This is a genomic window from Pseudomonas sp. AC239 (assembly GCF_979258545.1).
This window is the reverse complement of the sequence record NZ_OZ409864.1, coordinates 5241178-5256984: the sequence shown is the minus strand read 5'-3', so window position 1 is coordinate 5256984 and position 15807 is coordinate 5241178. Positions and strand designations below refer to the sequence as shown.

Annotated in this window: 17 protein-coding genes; 8 read left to right on the top strand and 9 right to left on the bottom strand. The window is 59.3% G+C overall.

Translation table 11 applies throughout. The annotated features are described in order from the left end of the window. Nucleotides 1-94: 94 nt before the first annotated feature. Together ACZ0AZ_RS23800 and ACZ0AZ_RS23795 are read right to left on the bottom strand one after the other, a co-directional pair. Complete coding sequence (locus tag ACZ0AZ_RS23800; RefSeq protein WP_463538297.1) at nucleotides 95-1159, bottom strand: NAD(P)H-dependent flavin oxidoreductase; 1065 nt, start codon at nucleotides 1157-1159, stop codon at nucleotides 95-97. Between the two features lie 105 nt (nucleotides 1160-1264). Further along, entirely contained in the window at nucleotides 1265-3709 is a 2445-nt protein-coding gene (locus ACZ0AZ_RS23795) for an autotransporter (RefSeq protein ID WP_463538296.1), read from the bottom strand. Nucleotides 3710-3894: 185 nt separating this feature from the next. On the opposite strand from ACZ0AZ_RS23795, the gene acuI reads away from it, so the two are divergent. After that, the gene (gene acuI, locus ACZ0AZ_RS23790; protein ID WP_129999441.1) at nucleotides 3895-4878 is read left to right on the top strand and encodes an acrylyl-CoA reductase (NADPH); all 984 of its coding nucleotides are present in this window, start codon (nucleotides 3895-3897) and stop codon (nucleotides 4876-4878) included. Here acuI and ada read toward each other — a convergent pair. From ada to ACZ0AZ_RS23770, 4 genes are all read right to left on the bottom strand, one after another. Continuing rightward, complete coding sequence (ada, locus tag ACZ0AZ_RS23785; RefSeq protein ID WP_039762735.1) at nucleotides 4868-5929, bottom strand: bifunctional DNA-binding transcriptional regulator/O6-methylguanine-DNA methyltransferase Ada; 1062 nt, start codon at nucleotides 5927-5929, stop codon at nucleotides 4868-4870. The two genes, acuI and ada, sit on opposite strands and share 11 nt — an antisense overlap. 80 nt (nucleotides 5930-6009) lie before the next feature. Next, nucleotides 6010-6681 carry a DNA oxidative demethylase AlkB gene (gene alkB, locus ACZ0AZ_RS23780; protein ID WP_463538295.1) on the bottom strand — a complete coding sequence of 224 codons (672 nt, stop codon included), beginning with the start codon at nucleotides 6679-6681 and terminating at the stop codon, nucleotides 6010-6012. Between the two features lie 7 nt (nucleotides 6682-6688). Then, on the bottom strand, nucleotides 6689-6859 hold the full coding sequence (locus ACZ0AZ_RS23775; protein ID WP_016774926.1) for a hypothetical protein: 171 nt from the start codon (nucleotides 6857-6859) through the stop codon (nucleotides 6689-6691). Between the two features lie 28 nt (nucleotides 6860-6887). Beyond that, nucleotides 6888-7190: a DUF1883 domain-containing protein gene (locus tag ACZ0AZ_RS23770; protein ID WP_007912251.1), complete on the bottom strand. Its 303-nt coding sequence runs from the start codon at nucleotides 7188-7190 to the stop codon at nucleotides 6888-6890. A gap of 211 nt (nucleotides 7191-7401) precedes the next feature. Here ACZ0AZ_RS23770 and ACZ0AZ_RS23765 point away from each other — a divergent pair, with 211 nt between their 5' ends. Continuing rightward, nucleotides 7402-7758 (top strand): hypothetical protein, encoded by a 357-nt coding sequence (locus tag ACZ0AZ_RS23765; RefSeq protein WP_071172600.1) that lies wholly within the window; start codon nucleotides 7402-7404, stop codon nucleotides 7756-7758. 72 nt (nucleotides 7759-7830) lie between these two features. Continuing rightward, complete coding sequence (locus tag ACZ0AZ_RS23760; RefSeq protein ID WP_016774924.1) at nucleotides 7831-8061, top strand: hypothetical protein; 231 nt, start codon at nucleotides 7831-7833, stop codon at nucleotides 8059-8061. Between the two features lie 3 nt (nucleotides 8062-8064). Here the strand turns inward: ACZ0AZ_RS23760 and ACZ0AZ_RS23755 are convergent, their stop codons facing one another. Both ACZ0AZ_RS23755 and ACZ0AZ_RS23750 read right to left on the bottom strand, forming a co-directional pair. Further along, nucleotides 8065-8352 carry a hypothetical protein gene (locus tag ACZ0AZ_RS23755; protein WP_016774923.1) on the bottom strand — a complete coding sequence of 96 codons (288 nt, stop codon included), beginning with the start codon at nucleotides 8350-8352 and terminating at the stop codon, nucleotides 8065-8067. A 140-nt stretch (nucleotides 8353-8492) separates the two neighbouring features. After that, a complete protein-coding gene (locus ACZ0AZ_RS23750; protein ID WP_016774922.1) occupies nucleotides 8493-8678 on the bottom strand; it encodes a hypothetical protein in 186 nt (61 codons plus the stop codon). 258 nt (nucleotides 8679-8936) lie between these two features. Between ACZ0AZ_RS23750 and galU the strand changes: the two genes are divergently transcribed. Further along, nucleotides 8937-9776, top strand: a complete 840-nt coding sequence (galU, locus tag ACZ0AZ_RS23745) for a UTP--glucose-1-phosphate uridylyltransferase GalU (protein WP_024013124.1) — start codon at nucleotides 8937-8939, stop codon at nucleotides 9774-9776. A 129-nt stretch (nucleotides 9777-9905) separates the two neighbouring features. Continuing rightward, nucleotides 9906-11264, top strand: coding sequence for a glutathione-disulfide reductase (gene gorA / locus ACZ0AZ_RS23740; protein WP_463538294.1), 1359 nt, complete (start codon nucleotides 9906-9908; stop codon nucleotides 11262-11264). Here the strand turns inward: gorA and ACZ0AZ_RS23735 are convergent. Beyond that, a complete protein-coding gene (locus ACZ0AZ_RS23735; protein ID WP_463538293.1) occupies nucleotides 11261-12277 on the bottom strand; it encodes a DNA-binding protein in 1017 nt (338 codons plus the stop codon). The two genes, gorA and ACZ0AZ_RS23735, sit on opposite strands and share 4 nt — an antisense overlap. Nucleotides 12278-12454: 177 nt before the next feature. Between ACZ0AZ_RS23735 and ACZ0AZ_RS23730 the strand changes: the two genes are divergently transcribed. The 3 genes from ACZ0AZ_RS23730 to ahpF all read left to right on the top strand — a co-directional run bounded on the left by ACZ0AZ_RS23730 (nucleotide 12455) and on the right by ahpF (nucleotide 15781). Beyond that, nucleotides 12455-13393 (top strand): site-specific integrase, encoded by a 939-nt coding sequence (locus ACZ0AZ_RS23730; RefSeq protein WP_463538292.1) that lies wholly within the window; start codon nucleotides 12455-12457, stop codon nucleotides 13391-13393. 137 nt (nucleotides 13394-13530) lie between these two features. Next, nucleotides 13531-14094, top strand: a complete 564-nt coding sequence (gene ahpC / locus ACZ0AZ_RS23725; RefSeq protein ID WP_016774916.1) for an alkyl hydroperoxide reductase subunit C — start codon at nucleotides 13531-13533, stop codon at nucleotides 14092-14094. A gap of 124 nt (nucleotides 14095-14218) precedes the next feature. Continuing rightward, nucleotides 14219-15781 (top strand): alkyl hydroperoxide reductase subunit F, encoded by a 1563-nt coding sequence (gene ahpF, locus ACZ0AZ_RS23720; RefSeq protein ID WP_039762745.1) that lies wholly within the window; start codon nucleotides 14219-14221, stop codon nucleotides 15779-15781. Nucleotides 15782-15807: the final 26 nt, after the last annotated feature.

Here is a 15807-nt window from a genome sequence, read left to right as displayed (position 1 = left end):
ATAACGCCGATACACGGGCGCAATCGCTGTATACGGAAATATATAGCGATACGCCGCCAAGTGGCGAGGGAATAAATCCGCTCGCCCCATGAATTTAACGAAGGTGCAGTTTCGCCAGTGCGCCCTCGGCCAGTTGCCGGGTCAGTTCAGCGCTGCCGATGTCCTTGCCCAGCGTCAACGCCTGACCGGCCCACAGATTGGCAAAGTCCGCGTCATCCTTGGCCCTTAGAGGCGTCAGCGCACCGCCGGCCAACGGAAAAGCCGGCGCCTGCGCCGACATCGGGCCGAGCTCACGCATCGCCCGATTGACAATGCCTCGCGCCGGACGCCCTGTGAAAATGTTGGTGATCGCGGTCTGGCTTTCCTTGGCGGTGCGCAGGGCCTTGTGGTGTGAGGCGCTGACTTTGGCTTCCGGCGTGAACAGATATGCCGTGCCGACTTGCACCGCCGAGGCGCCGAGCATCAACGCCGCTGCAACACCCCGGGCATCGCTGATTGCCCCGGCTGCAATCACCGGCACCTGCACCGCGTCGACCACCTGTGGCACCAGGGCGAAAGTGCCGACCTGCGTGCTCAGATCATCGCTGAGAAACATCCCGCGATGGCCACCGGCCTCATAACCCATGGCAATGATCGCATCGCAACCGTGCTGCTCCAGCCAGATCGCTTCTTCGACCGTGGTGGCAGACGAAAGGATTTTCGTTCCTGTAGCCTTGACCCGATCGAGCAAAGATTTTTCCGGCAGCCCGAAATGAAAGCTCACCACTTCGGGCCGGAACTCTTCGAGCACGGCGCACGCGGCTTCGTCGAACGGTGCACGGTTGGACACCGGCGTCGGTGCCTCGAAATCGGCACCCAGCTCGCGGTAGTAAGGTTCGAGCAGGTTTTTCCAGTCACGGGCGCGCTGTTCATCAGGCGCCGGTGGCTGGTGGCAGAAGAAATTGACGTTGAATGGCTTGGTGGTGTGCTGGCGTATGGTTTTCAGTTCTTCGCGCAACTGCTCAATGCTCAGCATCGCCGCCGGCATCGAACCGAGGCCGCCAGCGTTGCACACCGCGATCACCATCGAAGAATTGGTCGCGCCGGCCATCGGGCCCTGGATGATCGGCAGTTCGATTCCGAGAAGATCAAGGATGCGGGTGTCTGGCCACTGGCTCATATAGCGATTCTCCGAACGATGAAACGGGCAGGGACGGCATTCGGTTTTTAGCAGCAAAACCGGCTGCGGAGCCAGTCTGAAATTCTGAACATTACGTGCAGTTTTTCAGCGTCGGTGCAATCCTCCGCCACCGCCAAACGAACGGTTCATCATTTGTGAAGAATGGTTGAAGTTGTGCGTGCGCTGATTGCCGAGATTACGTGCGGCGGATTCGCGGTTGAGATTCTGCAATTGCGCATTGTTGTTCGCGGGTCTGGTCCGGTTGGCACCGCTGCCGGCCACGGACTGCCAGCCGTTGTCGGTTTTCTTGTAGACGTTGCCGTCGCGCCCGGCATAAACGTTATCGCCGACCCGCGCAGCGCCGCCGTCGCGGCCATGGATACCGCCGTATTGCTTGGTGTTGCCAGTATTGGGGTTGTAAACGGCGCCGCGATTGGCACTGACGTGAGTGCCGTTGCGAACGTTGCCAGCGCTAACCCGTTCTCCGGCGATGGCGCCGCCGTTCGGGCCGACTGCCACGCCGCTGCGCCCGGCAGCGTAGTTGCCGGTGTAGGCGTTGTGCACCGCGCCACGTTGCCCGGCGGCGGCAATGCCGGTACGCGAGTTGTACGAGGCGCCAACCTGACCGGCCCAGCGATTGCCGGTCCAGGCGTTGTAGCCGGCGCCATAACGGCTGACCGTCGCGCGATCACCCCACTGATGATAAAGATTGCCGGTGGTTCCGGCCCAGCCACCCGGACCCCAGGCCACCGCGCCGCCGCGATAACCGTAGGCTGCGCCACCCCAGGCCAGCGGCGCCGGGTACAGACGCGGACCCCACGCGTAGCCCCAGCCGTAATTTCCCCACCACGGATAGGCGCCCCAACCCCAGCCCATGGCGACGGTGCTGCCGCCCCAGCTCCAGCCGAATCCAAAGCCGAAGGTCCAGCCAGTCCAAGGCGTGTAACGAATCGCGACGCCGAAACCATAAGTCACCGGCGGCCCGTACCAGACACTGCCGACCCACGGCGTATACGGATAACCGGTGCCGTACACCACAACGCCAGTCGCCGGGTCCAGCGTCGAGCCTTGATACCCCGGCGTGTAGCCGACCACCACGGTATCGCCGCTGGATTCGTAAACCTTCACGTACGTGAGGTAGTGCATCGGCGAGCTGGGAGGAATCGAATAAATCACCGCTGGCACTGAGGTGGCCACGCTCCACGGCCCGTTCAGCGAGGTGGCGCTGAACCAGATGCCGTTCTCCACCGCCCACCAACTGTCGTTATCGACTCGAATAATCGGAGTGGCGCTGTTGACCACGTATTGCAGCGGCGTATTGCTGATCGCTTTGAGCTGCGGCTCACCGTCAAATTGCGGCGCCGTCATCTTCACCGCGCTTTTCTTGATCGCCGAGGTCTGCGGGATGGTCGCCGCAATGGCCGCCTCCTGTGCCTGTGGCGTGCCGGCTACCGAGGCCTTGACGTTCTCTTTGGCGCTGTCGTCAGGAATATTGGCAAAGTCGGCCGGCAGCTTGTCTGCCGGGACAAAGGTCCATGGCCCGCTCATGTCGCTGGCGCGGAACCAGCGCCCGGAGATCAGTACGTAACTGCTCTGGTCGCCGATTTCCTTGAAGATGTGCCCGGTGGTGTTGCTCACGTACAACAGGCTGGTGCCCTGAATCGGTTGCCATTGCGCGGCGCCGTCGGTCACCAACAGTTCCGTTGGCGTGGTGGCGATGAAGATTTTCGGCTGCGGCGGCTTGGCCAGGCTGGGAATCTTGTCCTTCGGATCGCTTTGCCCGGTGAGCAGGTCCACCTGGCGACTCTTGATCGCCGCCTGTTTGGCTTTTTCCAGACTGGCCAGCGGTGCAGCGAGGCGCGTGTAATCGCCGGCCAATTGATCGGCAACCATCCAGCCGTCGAATACGTGCAGGTAATGTTTGCCTTGGGCATCCTTGAGCAGCAGTGGGCGCGTGTTGATCACCCGTTGCAGCTCCGTTCCTTCAACCGGCCGATAGGCCGCCTCGCCGTCGATGTATACGAGGATTGCCGGACGGTCGGAACTGACGATGGTCGGCGGCGTGTTTTCCAAGGGCGCGCGGTCGGCTTTCTGTTCAGCGTTGAGCACCCCAACCGCTGCTTCCAGCTGATCCAGTGAAATGGTTTTCTTGCGGCTCTCGGCATCTTTTTTCAGGATGGCGAGCCATGTTTCGGCCTGTTTCGCATCGGCGGGGAAATCGGCCTTGATGATTTTGTACTGATCGAGCGCGACCCAGCGAGTGGCCTTGTCGACGAGGGTATGAGCGCTGAACTGGACGATGCCGTAGGTGGACTTGCCATCGGCAGCCGTGGCTTCGACCGCCGCGCGGGCATTGAGCGTATAGCCGTCCCAACTGTCGAGCTGCGGCTGATACACCGTCAGCTTGCTGTTGCCGCTGCTGATCACCTGCGGCCATGTCGGCTCGCTTGGCGCCGTGTGCGGTTTTGCCGCCGGTGAGGCTGCCCAGGCATTGCCAAGTGTCAGCAGACATAACATCAGCAACGAGGGTAAAACGCTCAGGAAAGGCATCGTCAGCTCCATCGACACACCGGTTTGCAAGGCGCAACCGGGAAAACACAACCGTCGAAAAAGCATAGCCGCCCGCCGTGGATTTACCCGGCTGATCGAGCCGTTAGCGCAAAGTCGAGTGTGGCAATGTGTTGCGATGTGCTATTTCAAGGCATGCTTTTTCCAATCATCTTCGAGGGGCCGTCATGTTCAACGCCATTCTGATCGACAAAGACGACAGCGGTTATCGCGCCAATCTGCAGCAAATCGATGAGCAGCAACTGCCCGAAGGCAACGTCAGCGTGAACGTCGCGTACAGCACCCTGAATTTCAAAGACGGCCTGGCGATCACCGGCAGCAGCCCGGTGGTGCGCAAGTTTCCCATGGTGCCGGGGATCGATTTGGCGGGGACTGTCGAGTCCAGCTTGCATGCGGATTTCAAGGCGGGCGATCGGGTGTTGCTCAACGGTTGGGGCGTCGGCGAAAGCCATTGGGGCGGCCTGGCGCAAAAGGCCCGGCTCAATGGCGACTGGCTGATTGCACTGCCCGCAGCTTTCACCCCGGCGCAAGCCATGGCCATCGGCACGGCCGGCTACACGGCGATGCTGTGCATTCTGGCGCTGGAGCGTCATGGCCTGACACCTGATCAGGGCGAAGTGCTGGTCACCGGCGCCAACGGCGGGGTTGGCAGCTTTGCCATCGCCTTGCTCAGCAAGTTGGGATATCGGGTGGTGGCGTCTACGGGCCGTGTGTCCGAGCATGAATACCTGCAGCAATTGGGCGCCGCAGAAATCATTGACCGCGCCACCTTGTCCGAACCGGGCAAGCCATTGGCGAAGGAACGTTGGGCGGCGGTGGTCGATTCGGTCGGCAGCCATACACTGGCCAACGCTTGCGCCAGCACGCGTTCGGAAGGCGTGGTTGCGGCATGCGGGTTGGCGCAAGGCATGGATTTCCCGGCCTCGGTAGCGCCGTTCATTCTGCGCGGCGTGACGCTGGCTGGAATCAACAGCGTGACCCAGCCCAAAGCACGCCGTATCGAGGCCTGGGACCGACTGGCCAGGGATCTGGATTTCTCTTTATTGCAACTGATCAGTCAAGAAATCAGTTTGAGCGAAGCCCTTGAGGCTGCGCCCAAACTGCTCGCCGGGCAACTGCGGGGCAGAGTGGTGGTCGACGTCAATCGTTGAGTTCGCGCTCAAGCAATTGGCGTTTGCGCTCGACGCCCCAGCGGTAGCCGGAAAGGTTGCCATCGCTGCGCACCACGCGGTGGCAGGGAATCGCCACCGCCAGGCGGTTGGCCCCGCAAGCCTGGGCCACCGCACGCATCGAAGTCGGCGCGCCAATGCGTTGCGCGATCTCGGCGTAACTGGCGGTGCGGCCTGCGGGAATCTCCCGCAGCGCCTGCCAGACGCGCTCCTGAAACGCGGTGCCGCGTATATCCAGCGGCAAGTTCAGGTCTTTCGCCGGTGCTTCGACAAAGCCGACGACGCTGGCGATCAACTGTTCAAAATCGCGGTCGGCGCCAATCAGGTTGGCCTTGCGAAACTGATCCTGCAGATCACAGACCAGTTGATGCGGATCGTCTCCCAGCAGAATCGCGCAAATTCCCCGTTCGCTTTGCGCCACCAGAATCGCCCCGAGCGAGCATTGCCCGACGGCAAAGCGGATGTCGTTGTTTTGCCCGGCGGCGCGGTAGTCGGTGGGCTTCATGCCCAGCAGTTGATCGGCTGATGCGTAGAAGCGGCTGTTGGAGTTGAAACCGGCGTCATACAGCGCATCGGTCACCGAACCGCCGTCCGCCAGGCGCGCACGCAGCTTGCGCGAACGTTGCGCGGTGGCGTAAGCCTTGGGCGTCAGGCCTGTTGCGGCTTTGAATAGCCGGTGGAAATGGAAAGGGCTCAGGCCAGCGCCCGCCGCGAGGCTGTTGAGCGCCGGCAGCGTCTCGGACGCCTCGATCTGCCGACAGGCTGCGGCAATGAGCACTGCATGCTTCGCATCACTCTGATCTTTACTAGCGCGTTTGCTTGGCCGATATCCCGCCGCTTCAGCCAATTCGGCGGTATCGAAAAACTCGACATTCTGCGGTTTCGGCAAACGCGCAAGACTGCTCGGTGTGCAGTAAATGCCGGTGGTTTTCACCGCGTAGACAAATTGCCCGTCCGCACGCGGATCGCGCGCCATCACAGCGGCCCAGCGTGGATCGTCTTCAATGCTGATCGTCTTCGAAAGCGTGTCCATGAGAGGGAATCCGTTGACCTGTTTGATTCAGGTTAACCAGCATCGTAACCCGCGACACTCCGCGCCTTGCGGTCAAACTTTTACTGATCGCCAGCAACGCGGAAGGTGATGTTGATGCGGCGTTCGCCCAAGAGCGGGTGATGGCCGGGTTTGACTGGCAGCACGCCGTGATAGCGCAGACGGTCCACGCCGCCCCAGACCACCATGTCGCCATGCAGCAGCGGGATGCGCCGGGTTTTATCGCTGCGTTCAAAACCGCCAAACAGAAACATCGCCGGCAACCCCAGCGACAACGAAACGATGGGCGCGGCATAACCCTTTTCGTCCTTGTCCTGATGCAGCGACATCTTGGCGCCGGGGACGTATTGGTTGATCAGGCAGGAGTCGGCCTGAAAATCCGGGAAGCCGGCGCGTTTCGCCGCCTCGTGGGCCAAATCGGCAAACACCGCCGGCATCGATGGCCACGGCAAGCCGCTGAGAGGATCGACGCTGGAATAGCGGTAACCGCTGCGATCAGTGATCCAGCCCAACTGCCCGCAGCTGCTGGTGCCAACCGACATGCTGAAACCGCCGGGCGTGACCATGTGGCGTAGCGGGGCGGCGGCAAGAATGGCTTCGAGCTCGGTCAGCAGTTGCTCGACCTGCGGCAAGGCGAATCCGCGCAGCACCCACGATTGTTCGCCGATCTGCTCGGCGCGGGCTTGCTGTACGGGTTCGTTGTCGGCGAACAGGTCAAACGTGGTCGGTTGCATGATTCGGTTACAGCGCTTTGCTGACCTTGATGTCACTGAGTTCTTCGTCAGCGTGCATTTTCTTCAGCGCCGCTTTCGCTTCCTCGTCAGTGCCGGTTTCCAGTTCAGCGAATTCGAAACGCTGTTCACCGTCCAGTTTGTACTTGATGACGTATTTGGTTTTTTGCGCCACGGTCATGTTTCCCTTTCAGAATAGGCTGTGCGTCTCAGCTCAGTTTAGTGCTGGAGCGACGGATGATCTTGATCGAGTGGGTCAGCGTCGGCTTGCGAGTCACGCTGATTGCGCGGCGGTTGACGGTGTCGATGGTGATGTTCCAGAAGCCGGTGCTCGGCGCGGTGATACGCGCCGGGAAAGTGTCGAACGCGCCGCCGTGGTAGGTGTGACGGCCGCCGTTTTTGAAGCTGCGGAAGTTGGCGTCGTTCATCAAACGGATGTTGCACATCTGCGAGCATTGGATGACGACGATGTCGTCTTCGTTGAGGTGTTCGCGCTGGTGAATGAATTTCATGGGCGCCTCAAGAAGGGCTTTTTCTACTAAATCAAAACGATAGCTTGTCGATGGGCGCAGTTTATCAGCCCGCACGGGTTATTATCTGGCCGTCGGGCGTTGCTTTGACAAATTTTGAACAGAACTTCGCCATGGCAGGCGGGTTAAATGCACAAGGCCCCGGAGAAAAGTGGCATTTGTGCTGTCGGACGGTCTTTGACGGAGGATTCATATGAAGTGGGGTGTGGTGTGTGTGCCGTTGATTCTGGCGATGGCCGGTTGTGCAAATGTTTCCGAAATCAATGAAACGCTGCCAACCATGAGCGTGATCTCCGGCAAAAAGCCCCAGGAGTATGCGCAGTGTCTGACCGACAAGCTCGCTGACAGTCGTGGTGCGTTGCAGGTGCAGCCGCAGAAAGACGGAGTACGAGTCATCGTCCCGGGCAAGCTTTCTTCAGGCCCGGCAGCCGTGTTTGATATCGAAGATCGCGCCGGCGGCAGCAGCATCAAGCTGCATGAACGCATGTCCAATGTGCCGGTTCGCCCTCACGATGTGCAGAAAGCCGCGAACGCCTGTATTTCCGGCTGATAGACTAGCGAACATCAGCACCCGATGCCGTCACAGTCCTGCTGTGGCGGCATTGTCATTTATGGAGTCGCGATGAAGCGAGAGCATGTGCGGGAGCGCCACGCAGAGGGCCTTATCTCTGCCACCCATGTCATCCAGAACCCGGCGAATCCCGGTGAATGGATCGTGTTTTTCAAGAAGAGTGCAGGTCGCAGCTACTTTTTGGTGGATGACAATGACGAAGTCGAGTCCTTCAATCGGCTCGATGATCTGATCGAGGTCGTCCGTGGCCTCGGGATCAAATTCGCCGAAATCCACATGTAAGGCTTACTTGCAGACGACCACGACGTTGCGCGTCTTGTAGTTGCCAACGTCAACGCCCAGGGTTTTATCATCTTCCTTCGGCGCCGGTGTGCCATCAGTGCCGACGATGCGATAACCGGTGCCTGCGCAAGAGGCGTCGGCCTTTTCGTAGCACATGGCCCAGGAGTTGGCTTCGCCCGAGCAGTCGATGCTCAGACCTTGTTCGCCATTATTCAGATAGGTCGGCTGCGAGGTGGCACAGCCGCTGAGTACCAGTACCGCGAAGAGCGGCTGCAGTTTGTTCAGGTTCATGGTTGCGTGATCTTCAAGTGGGGGACTGGATGCTCTGACAGCGCCGCGATGAAAAGGTTATAGCGATTGGCCACTTGTTTGCCAACAAGGCACAAAAAAGCCCTGCGTGCTGGCAGGGCTTGGCGCAAGTGCTGACAGGATCAGTCCTGATCCTTGCCACGGCGCTTGGAAGAAGCAGGTGTATCGGTGAACACCGAGGCGACATCCGTCGCCATCTGCTCGCTGTCGAAAGGCCCGGCGATGTGTTCGCCGTTGGTGGTGGTCAGCGTCCACTTGCCGTCTTTCTTGTCGATCACATACCCGTTGATGATTTTTACCGCAGCCATCTGGTCTTTCTCGTTCGCTGGTTCAAAGCCGCCATGATAGCGGCAAATGCGCGCATTGGGGGCCGATAAGCGTATGGTGATCCAGTTTGCCCGGATCTTGAGCTACGCTGAATTCGCCGCTGAAAAAACCGCAAGGAACTATCCGCGCGAATATTTCTCTATGTTGGCATCGGTTAGCCAGCGCGGGGCATTGTAAGGCGCACGCCGCCTGATTAGACTGCCCCGAAACTCGTACACACAGCCTTTTCAAGGACTTATATGATCAAGAAATGCTTGTTTCCAGCAGCCGGTTACGGCACTCGCTTCCTCCCAGCGACCAAAGCCATGCCTAAAGAAATGCTGCCGGTGGTAAACAAGCCACTGATCCAGTACGGCGTTGAAGAAGCACTGGACGCGGGCCTGACGGAAATTTCCATCGTTACCGGTCGTGGCAAGCGTGCTCTGGAAGACCATTTCGACATCAGCTACGAGCTGGAAAACCAGATCAAGGGCACCGACAAGGAAAAATACCTGGTCGGTATCCGCAAGCTGCTGGACGAGTGCTCGTTCTCCTACACCCGTCAGACCGAAATGAAAGGTCTGGGCCATGCGATCCTGACTGGCCGTCCGCTGATCGGTGACGAACCGTTCGCCGTGGTCCTGGCGGACGACCTGTGCGTCAACATCGATGGCGACGGCGTGCTGACCCAGATGGTCAAGCTGTACAAGCAGTTCCGCTGCTCGATCGTAGCCATTCAGGAAGTCGATCCGCAGGAAACCAACAAGTACGGCGTGATCGCTGGCGAAATGATCCGCGACGACATCTACCGCGTGCACAGCATGGTCGAGAAGCCAAAGCCGGAAGATGCGCCGTCGAACCTGGCGATCATCGGTCGCTACATCCTGACTCCGGACATCTTCGACCTCATCGAACAGACCGAGCCAGGCAAGGGCGGCGAGATCCAGATCACCGACGCCCTGATGAAGCAGGCCCAGAACGGCTGCGTGATGGCCTACAAGTTCAAGGGCAAGCGTTTCGACTGCGGTGGTGCTGAAGGCTACATCGACGCGACCAACTTCTGCTTCGAAAACTTCTACAAGACTGGCAAGGCTTACTAATAGCATCTGCCTCGTCTGCAAAAGAAAGCCACCTTCGGGTGGCTTTTTCATTTTCCGCCCTTATATGGATGGCAGTGCTTGCCCAATGGATGACTGCGGGTATGCTGATGGCCTGCCGAGGAGATAGAAATGGCCTACGATTTTGATCTTTATGTGATTGGTGCCGGTTCCGGCGGTGTGCGCGCTGCGCGATTTGCTGCCGGTTTCGGGGCGAAAGTGGCGGTGGCCGAAAGCCGTTACCTGGGCGGTACCTGCGTCAACGTCGGCTGCGTGCCGAAAAAACTCCTGGTGTACGGCGCGCATTTTGCCGAGGACTTCGAACAGGCGTCCGGTTTCGGCTGGAACCTGGGCGAAGCCAACTTCGACTGGGCCACGTTGATCGCCAACAAGGATCGCGAGATCAATCGCCTCAACGGTATTTATCGCAATCTGCTGGTCAACAGCGGTGTGACCCTGCACGAGGCGCACGCGAAAATCGTTGGGCCGCACGAGGTTGAGGTCAATGGCGAGCGCTACACGGCCAAGAACATTCTGATCGCCACCGGCGGCTGGCCGCAGATCCCTGAAATTCCAGGGCACGAACACGCAATCGGTTCAAACGAGGCGTTCTTCCTCAAAGAGCTGCCCAAGCGTGTGCTGGTGGTTGGCGGCGGTTATATCGCGGTCGAGTTCGCCGGGATTTTCCATGGTCTCGGCGCCAACACCACGCTGCTGTATCGCGGTGATCTGTTCCTGCGTGGTTTCGACGGGTCGGTGCGCAAGCATCTGCAGGAAGAATTGACCAAGCGTGGCCTCGATTTGCAATTCAACGCCGACATCGAACGCATCGACAAGCAGGCTGACGGCAGCTTGAAAGCGACGCTCAAGGATGGTCGCGTGCTCGAAGCTGATTGCGTGTTCTACGCCACCGGTCGGCGTCCGATGCTGGACAATCTGGGCCTGGAAAATACCGATGTTCAGCTCGATGATAAGGGCTTCATCAAAGTCGACGACGAGTATCAAACCACCGAGCCGTCGATTCTGGCGCTGGGCGACGTCATTGGTCGCGTGCAGCTGACACCGGTCGCGCTAGCCGAAGGCATGGCTGTGGCGCGGCGTCTGTTCAAGCCGGAGCAATACCGCCCGGTGGACTACAAGATGATCCCGACCGCCGTGTTCAGCCTGCCGAACATCGGCACAGTCGGTTTGAGCGAAGAAGAAGCGCGCGAATCTGGCCACGAAGTGGTGATCTTCGAAAGTCGCTTCCGGCCGATGAAGCTGACCCTGACTGACTGTCAGGAGAAAACCCTGATGAAGCTGGTAGTCGATGTCAAGACCGACAAGGTGCTTGGCTGCCACATGGTCGGCCCGGACGCTGGCGAGATTGTGCAAGGTCTGGCGATCGCCTTGAAAGCCGGCGCGACCAAGCGCGACTTCGACGACACCATCGGGGTGCACCCGACGGCTGCCGAAGAGTTTGTGACCATGCGCACGCCGGTCAGCGCTTAAGCGTCCTTCGCTTTGGTCGAATCTGGGGCTGCCGCAACGGCAGCCGCCAGACGCTGGCTGTCCTCAAGGCTCGCCTGTGCTTTGAGCAATTCCTTTTCCAGTGACTGATTGAGCTGCGTCTGCTCGTCTACGCTCTGCTTGAGTGCCTGGCTTTCCAGTGTCGCCACGCGCAAACGTTCCTGGAGGAGGGTGCGCTCGCTGTCCATGCGCGTCGCCTGCTCAAGCAATTGATCCTGACGCTGATTGCTCTGCTTGAGCTGATCCTGCAACAAGTTCAGCTCACGCTGGGTGCCACGGTTTTCGGTAAGCAGGCGTTCGTTGTCGCGGTGCAGCTGAGTGATCTCATCCTGACGCACCAGCGCACTCTGCTGCGCTTGACGCAGTTCGGCCTGGATCTGCTGGATTTGCCCCTCATGGCGGGCCTGTTCCTGCTCGCGCTGTTCCTTGGTCGCGTTGCGGTAATGCTCCAGCGCATCGCGTGCGTGCAGGTGTTTTTCTTCCAGTGAGCGGATCTGCTCGTCCTTGTCCTGCAAGCGCAATTCAAAGTCGGCCAATGCCTGGTTGAGACCGGCGTTGCGCGTCTGTTCGGTCTGCAGCATCGAGCGGGTGTTGCTCAGCGCTTCGGATTCGCGTTGCAGGGCGGCGCCCTGAATGTCGTGGTCGTGTTCGATTTTTTCCAGCGCCTGGCGAACCTGTTTCAGCTCGGTTTCCAGTGCTTCGCGTTGCTCCTCGAACTGTTCGCGGGCTTGCTCGATGGGCTCCTGAGCCTGTTCTTTCAGGCGCTGGGCGAGGCGAGAAACCAGAGCGGTCAGTTCGTCATCGATCGGCTCTGCTGACGCTTCTATTGGTTGGGCGCCGTCATCCAGTTCTTTCAGATAGCGATGGATCGTGGTTTTCGAGCCGGTGTTGCCCATTTCAATGCGTACTGCATCGATGCTTGGGTGTTCGCCGCGAGCCAGGATCGCTGTGCGCGCGATTTGCACCAGTGCTTTGGTAATGCCGCCACGGGCCATGTGAACTCCTACGGTTACGTACTGTGGTACATGCCACTAAAGTACGCAGTGTACCATGCTGAAAATATAGGTAAACATTTGAAATAAAACAGGCGGGATATACTGGTATTACCCAATGTCAGGCGGCAAAATGCGCCTCTGCATGTCTGAACCCGTACGCCAGCGAGAAAACTGCCCATGAGTGACATCGATCGATATCTGCAAGCCGCCACGCGGGACAACACCCGCCGCAGCTATCGCATGGCCATTGAGCACTTCGAGGTAACGTGGGGCGGATTTCTCCCGGCTACTGCCGACAGCGTTGCGCGCTATCTGGTGGAGCACGCTGGCGTGCTGTCGATCAACACTCTGAAGCTGCGTCTGTCGGCACTGGCGCAGTGGCACAACAGTCAGGGTTTTGCCGATCCGACAAAGGCGCCAGTGGTGCGCAAGGTGTTCAAGGGCATTCGTGCTCTGCATCCGGCACAGGAAAAACAGGCCGAGCCGTTGCAACTGCAGGATTTGCAACGCGTGATCGATTGGTTGGAGCAGGAAGCGCACACCGCGCGGCAAGAACAGGATCGCCCGACCTTGCTCAAGGCTTATCGGGACCGCGCGCTGATTTTGCTGGGCTTCTGGCGCGGCTTTCGCAGCGATGAGTTATGTCGTTTGCAGATCGAGCATGTGCAGGCGAGTGCTGGCAAGGGCATCACTTTGTATTTGCCGCGCAGCAAGGGCGACCGGGAAAACCTCGGGCAGACCTATCAGGCCCCGGCGCTGCTCAAGCTGTGTCCGGTGCAGGCTTACATCGACTGGATCACGGAGGCGGCGCTGGTGCGCGGCGCGGTATTCCGCAGCATTGATCGTTGGGGCAATCTGAGCGAGGAGGGCTTGCACGCCAACAGCATCATTCCCTTGTTGCGCCAGGCCTTGCAGCGCGCCGGGATTGCCGCCGCGAACTACACCAGTCATTCGCTGCGGCGTGGCTTTGCCACTTGGGCGCATCAAAGCGGCTGGGATCTTAAATCGCTGATGAGTTACGTCGGCTGGAAAGACATGAAATCCGCCATGCGCTATGTTGAGGTCAGCCCATTCCAGGGAATGGCTCGGATTATGGATAAACTGGATCAACCGTAGAGATCGTTTTCTTCTATTAATACAGCCAGCTAATAGCGAAAACAAATCAGCAGTATCAGGTTTGCCAATGAGCCTTCCGTCGAGTGAGTGGGTAGGATTCACCCATCAACTTCATAACCCCTGACGGAGAGTCATCGATGCCTATCATCAACAGCCAAGTAAAACCGTTCAAAGCTACCGCGTTCAAAAACGGCGACTTCGTTCAAGTCTCGGATGCTGACTTGAAAGGCAAGTGGTCCGTTGTGTTCTTCTACCCAGCCGACTTCACCTTCGTGTGCCCAACCGAGCTGGAAGACCTGGCCGATAACTACGCTGAGTTCAAGAAGCTGGGCGTGGAAATCTACAGCGTTTCGACCGACACCCACTTTGCTCACGCTGCCTGGCACAACACTTCGCCAGCCATCGGCAAAATCGAATACACCATGATCGGCGACCCGACCCACGTCATCTCGCGCAACTTCGACGTGCTGATCGAAGAAGCTGGTCTGGCTGACCGTGGCACCTTCGTGATCAACCCTGAAGGCCAGATCAAAATCGTTGAACTGAACGATGGCGGCGTTGGCCGTGACGCTTCCGAGCTGCTGCGCAAAATCAAGGCTGCTCAGTACGTCGCTGCACACCCAGGCGAAGTTTGCCCGGCCAAGTGGAAAGAAGGCGAGGCCACTCTGGCTCCGTCGCTGGACCTGGTCGGCAAGATCTAAGTCTGTGACATGCAACGCAGGGCGGCACGCCGCACCTTCTTAAGTTAGCTGCACCGCCCAATAAAAATGCCCGGGCGAGATTCGCTCGGGCTTTTTTTCGCCTCAAATAAAGGAAATCGCCCGTATGTTGGACGCCAATCTTAAAGCCCAGTTGAAATCGTACCTGGAACGGGTCACCCAACCGATCGAGATCGTTGCATCCCTCGACGACGGTGCGAAATCCCGTGAAATGTTGGACCTGCTGAAAGACGTTGCCAGTCTTTCGAGCCAGATTACCTTGATCGACAGCGGTGACGATGCCCGCAAGCCATCGTTCTCGATCAATCGCCCCGGAGCCGACATCAGCCTGCGTTTTGCCGGCATCCCGATGGGCCACGAATTCACCTCGCTGGTGCTGGCGCTGCTGCAAGTCGGCGGCCACCCATCGAAAGCCAGTGCTGAAGTGATAGAGCAGATTCGCTCGCTCAAAGGCGAATTCACCTTCGAGACTTACTTCTCGCTGTCTTGCCAGAACTGCCCGGACGTCGTCCAGGCGCTGAACCTGATGGCCGTGCTCAACCCGAACATTCGCCACGTCGCCATCGACGGCGCGCTGTTCCAGGACGAAGTCAACGATCGCAAGATCATGGCCGTACCGAGCATCTACCTGAACGGTGAAAACTTCGGCCAGGGCCGCATGGGCCTGGAAGAAATTCTCGCCAAACTCGACACCGGCGCCATCGTGCGTCAGGCCGAGAAGATCAGCGCCAAGGATGCCTTTGATGTGCTGGTCGTTGGTGGTGGCCCGGCCGGTGCTTCGGCGGCTATTTATGCCGCACGTAAAGGCATCCGCACCGGTGTCGCGGCTGAGCGCTTTGGCGGTCAGGTGCTCGATACCATGGCCATCGAGAACTTCATTTCCGTGCAGGAAACCGAAGGGCCGAAACTGGCCACGGCGCTGGAAGAACACGTCAAGCAGTACGACGTCGACATCATGAACCTGCAACGTGCCGACAAGCTGATCCCGGGCAAGAACGGCGAGCTGCACGAAGTCCACTTCGCCAGTGGCGCAACTCTGAAAGCCAAAAGCGTGATTCTTGCGACCGGCGCACGCTGGCGCGAAATGAACGTCCCGGGCGAGCAGGAGTACCGCAACAAGGGCGTGGCGTATTGCCCGCACTGCGATGGCCCGCTGTTCAAGGGCAAGCGCGTGGCGGTGATCGGCGGCGGTAACTCCGGCGTTGAAGCAGCCATCGATCTGGCCGGTATCGTGTCGCACGTAACGCTGCTGGAATTCGACGTACAACTGCGTGCCGACGCCGTGTTGCAGCGCAAGCTGCACAGCCTGCCGAACGTCACCGTGATCACCAGTGCGCAAACCACTGAAGTCACCGGCAATGGCGAGAAGGTCAACGGTCTGCGCTACAAGGACCGCACGACTGAGGAATTGCGCGCGGTTGAGCTGGAAGGCATCTTCGTGCAGATCGGTCTGCTGCCGAACACCGATTGGCTGAAGGGCACCATCGAGCTGTCGCCGCGCGGCGAGATCATTGTCGACAACCGTGGCGAGACTTCGATTCCGGGGATCTTCGCAGCAGGTGACGTGACGACTGTGCCGTACAAGCAGATCGTGATCGCAGTGGGCGAGGGCGCCAAGGCTTCGCTGAGTGCGTTCGATCACTTGATCCGGACTTCGGCACCGGCGTAAGCCTCAGGCCTGAAATGAAAAAACCC

Bases quoted from the DNA above. Each gene is read 5' to 3' on its own strand.
- ACZ0AZ_RS23800 (WP_463538297.1), bottom strand. From the start codon at position 1,159: ATGAGCCAGTGGCCAGACACCCGCATCCTTGATCTTCTCGGAATCGAA.
- ACZ0AZ_RS23795 (WP_463538296.1), bottom strand. From the start codon at position 3,709: ATGCCTTTCCTGAGCGTTTTACCCTCGTTGCTGATGTTATGTCTGCTG.
- acuI (WP_129999441.1), top strand. From the start codon at position 3,895: ATGTTCAACGCCATTCTGATCGACAAAGACGACAGCGGTTATCGCGCC.
- ada (WP_039762735.1), bottom strand. From the start codon at position 5,929: ATGGACACGCTTTCGAAGACGATCAGCATTGAAGACGATCCACGCTGG.
- alkB (WP_463538295.1), bottom strand. From the start codon at position 6,681: ATGCAACCGACCACGTTTGACCTGTTCGCCGACAACGAACCCGTACAG.
- ACZ0AZ_RS23775 (WP_016774926.1), bottom strand. From the start codon at position 6,859: ATGACCGTGGCGCAAAAAACCAAATACGTCATCAAGTACAAACTGGAC.
- ACZ0AZ_RS23770 (WP_007912251.1), bottom strand. From the start codon at position 7,190: ATGAAATTCATTCACCAGCGCGAACACCTCAACGAAGACGACATCGTC.
- ACZ0AZ_RS23765 (WP_071172600.1), top strand. From the start codon at position 7,402: ATGAAGTGGGGTGTGGTGTGTGTGCCGTTGATTCTGGCGATGGCCGGT.
- ACZ0AZ_RS23760 (WP_016774924.1), top strand. From the start codon at position 7,831: ATGAAGCGAGAGCATGTGCGGGAGCGCCACGCAGAGGGCCTTATCTCT.
- ACZ0AZ_RS23755 (WP_016774923.1), bottom strand. From the start codon at position 8,352: ATGAACCTGAACAAACTGCAGCCGCTCTTCGCGGTACTGGTACTCAGC.
- ACZ0AZ_RS23750 (WP_016774922.1), bottom strand. From the start codon at position 8,678: ATGGCTGCGGTAAAAATCATCAACGGGTATGTGATCGACAAGAAAGAC.
- galU (WP_024013124.1), top strand. From the start codon at position 8,937: ATGATCAAGAAATGCTTGTTTCCAGCAGCCGGTTACGGCACTCGCTTC.
- gorA (WP_463538294.1), top strand. From the start codon at position 9,906: ATGGCCTACGATTTTGATCTTTATGTGATTGGTGCCGGTTCCGGCGGT.
- ACZ0AZ_RS23735 (WP_463538293.1), bottom strand. From the start codon at position 12,277: ATGGCCCGTGGCGGCATTACCAAAGCACTGGTGCAAATCGCGCGCACA.
- ACZ0AZ_RS23730 (WP_463538292.1), top strand. From the start codon at position 12,455: ATGAGTGACATCGATCGATATCTGCAAGCCGCCACGCGGGACAACACC.
- ahpC (WP_016774916.1), top strand. From the start codon at position 13,531: ATGCCTATCATCAACAGCCAAGTAAAACCGTTCAAAGCTACCGCGTTC.
- ahpF (WP_039762745.1), top strand. From the start codon at position 14,219: ATGTTGGACGCCAATCTTAAAGCCCAGTTGAAATCGTACCTGGAACGG.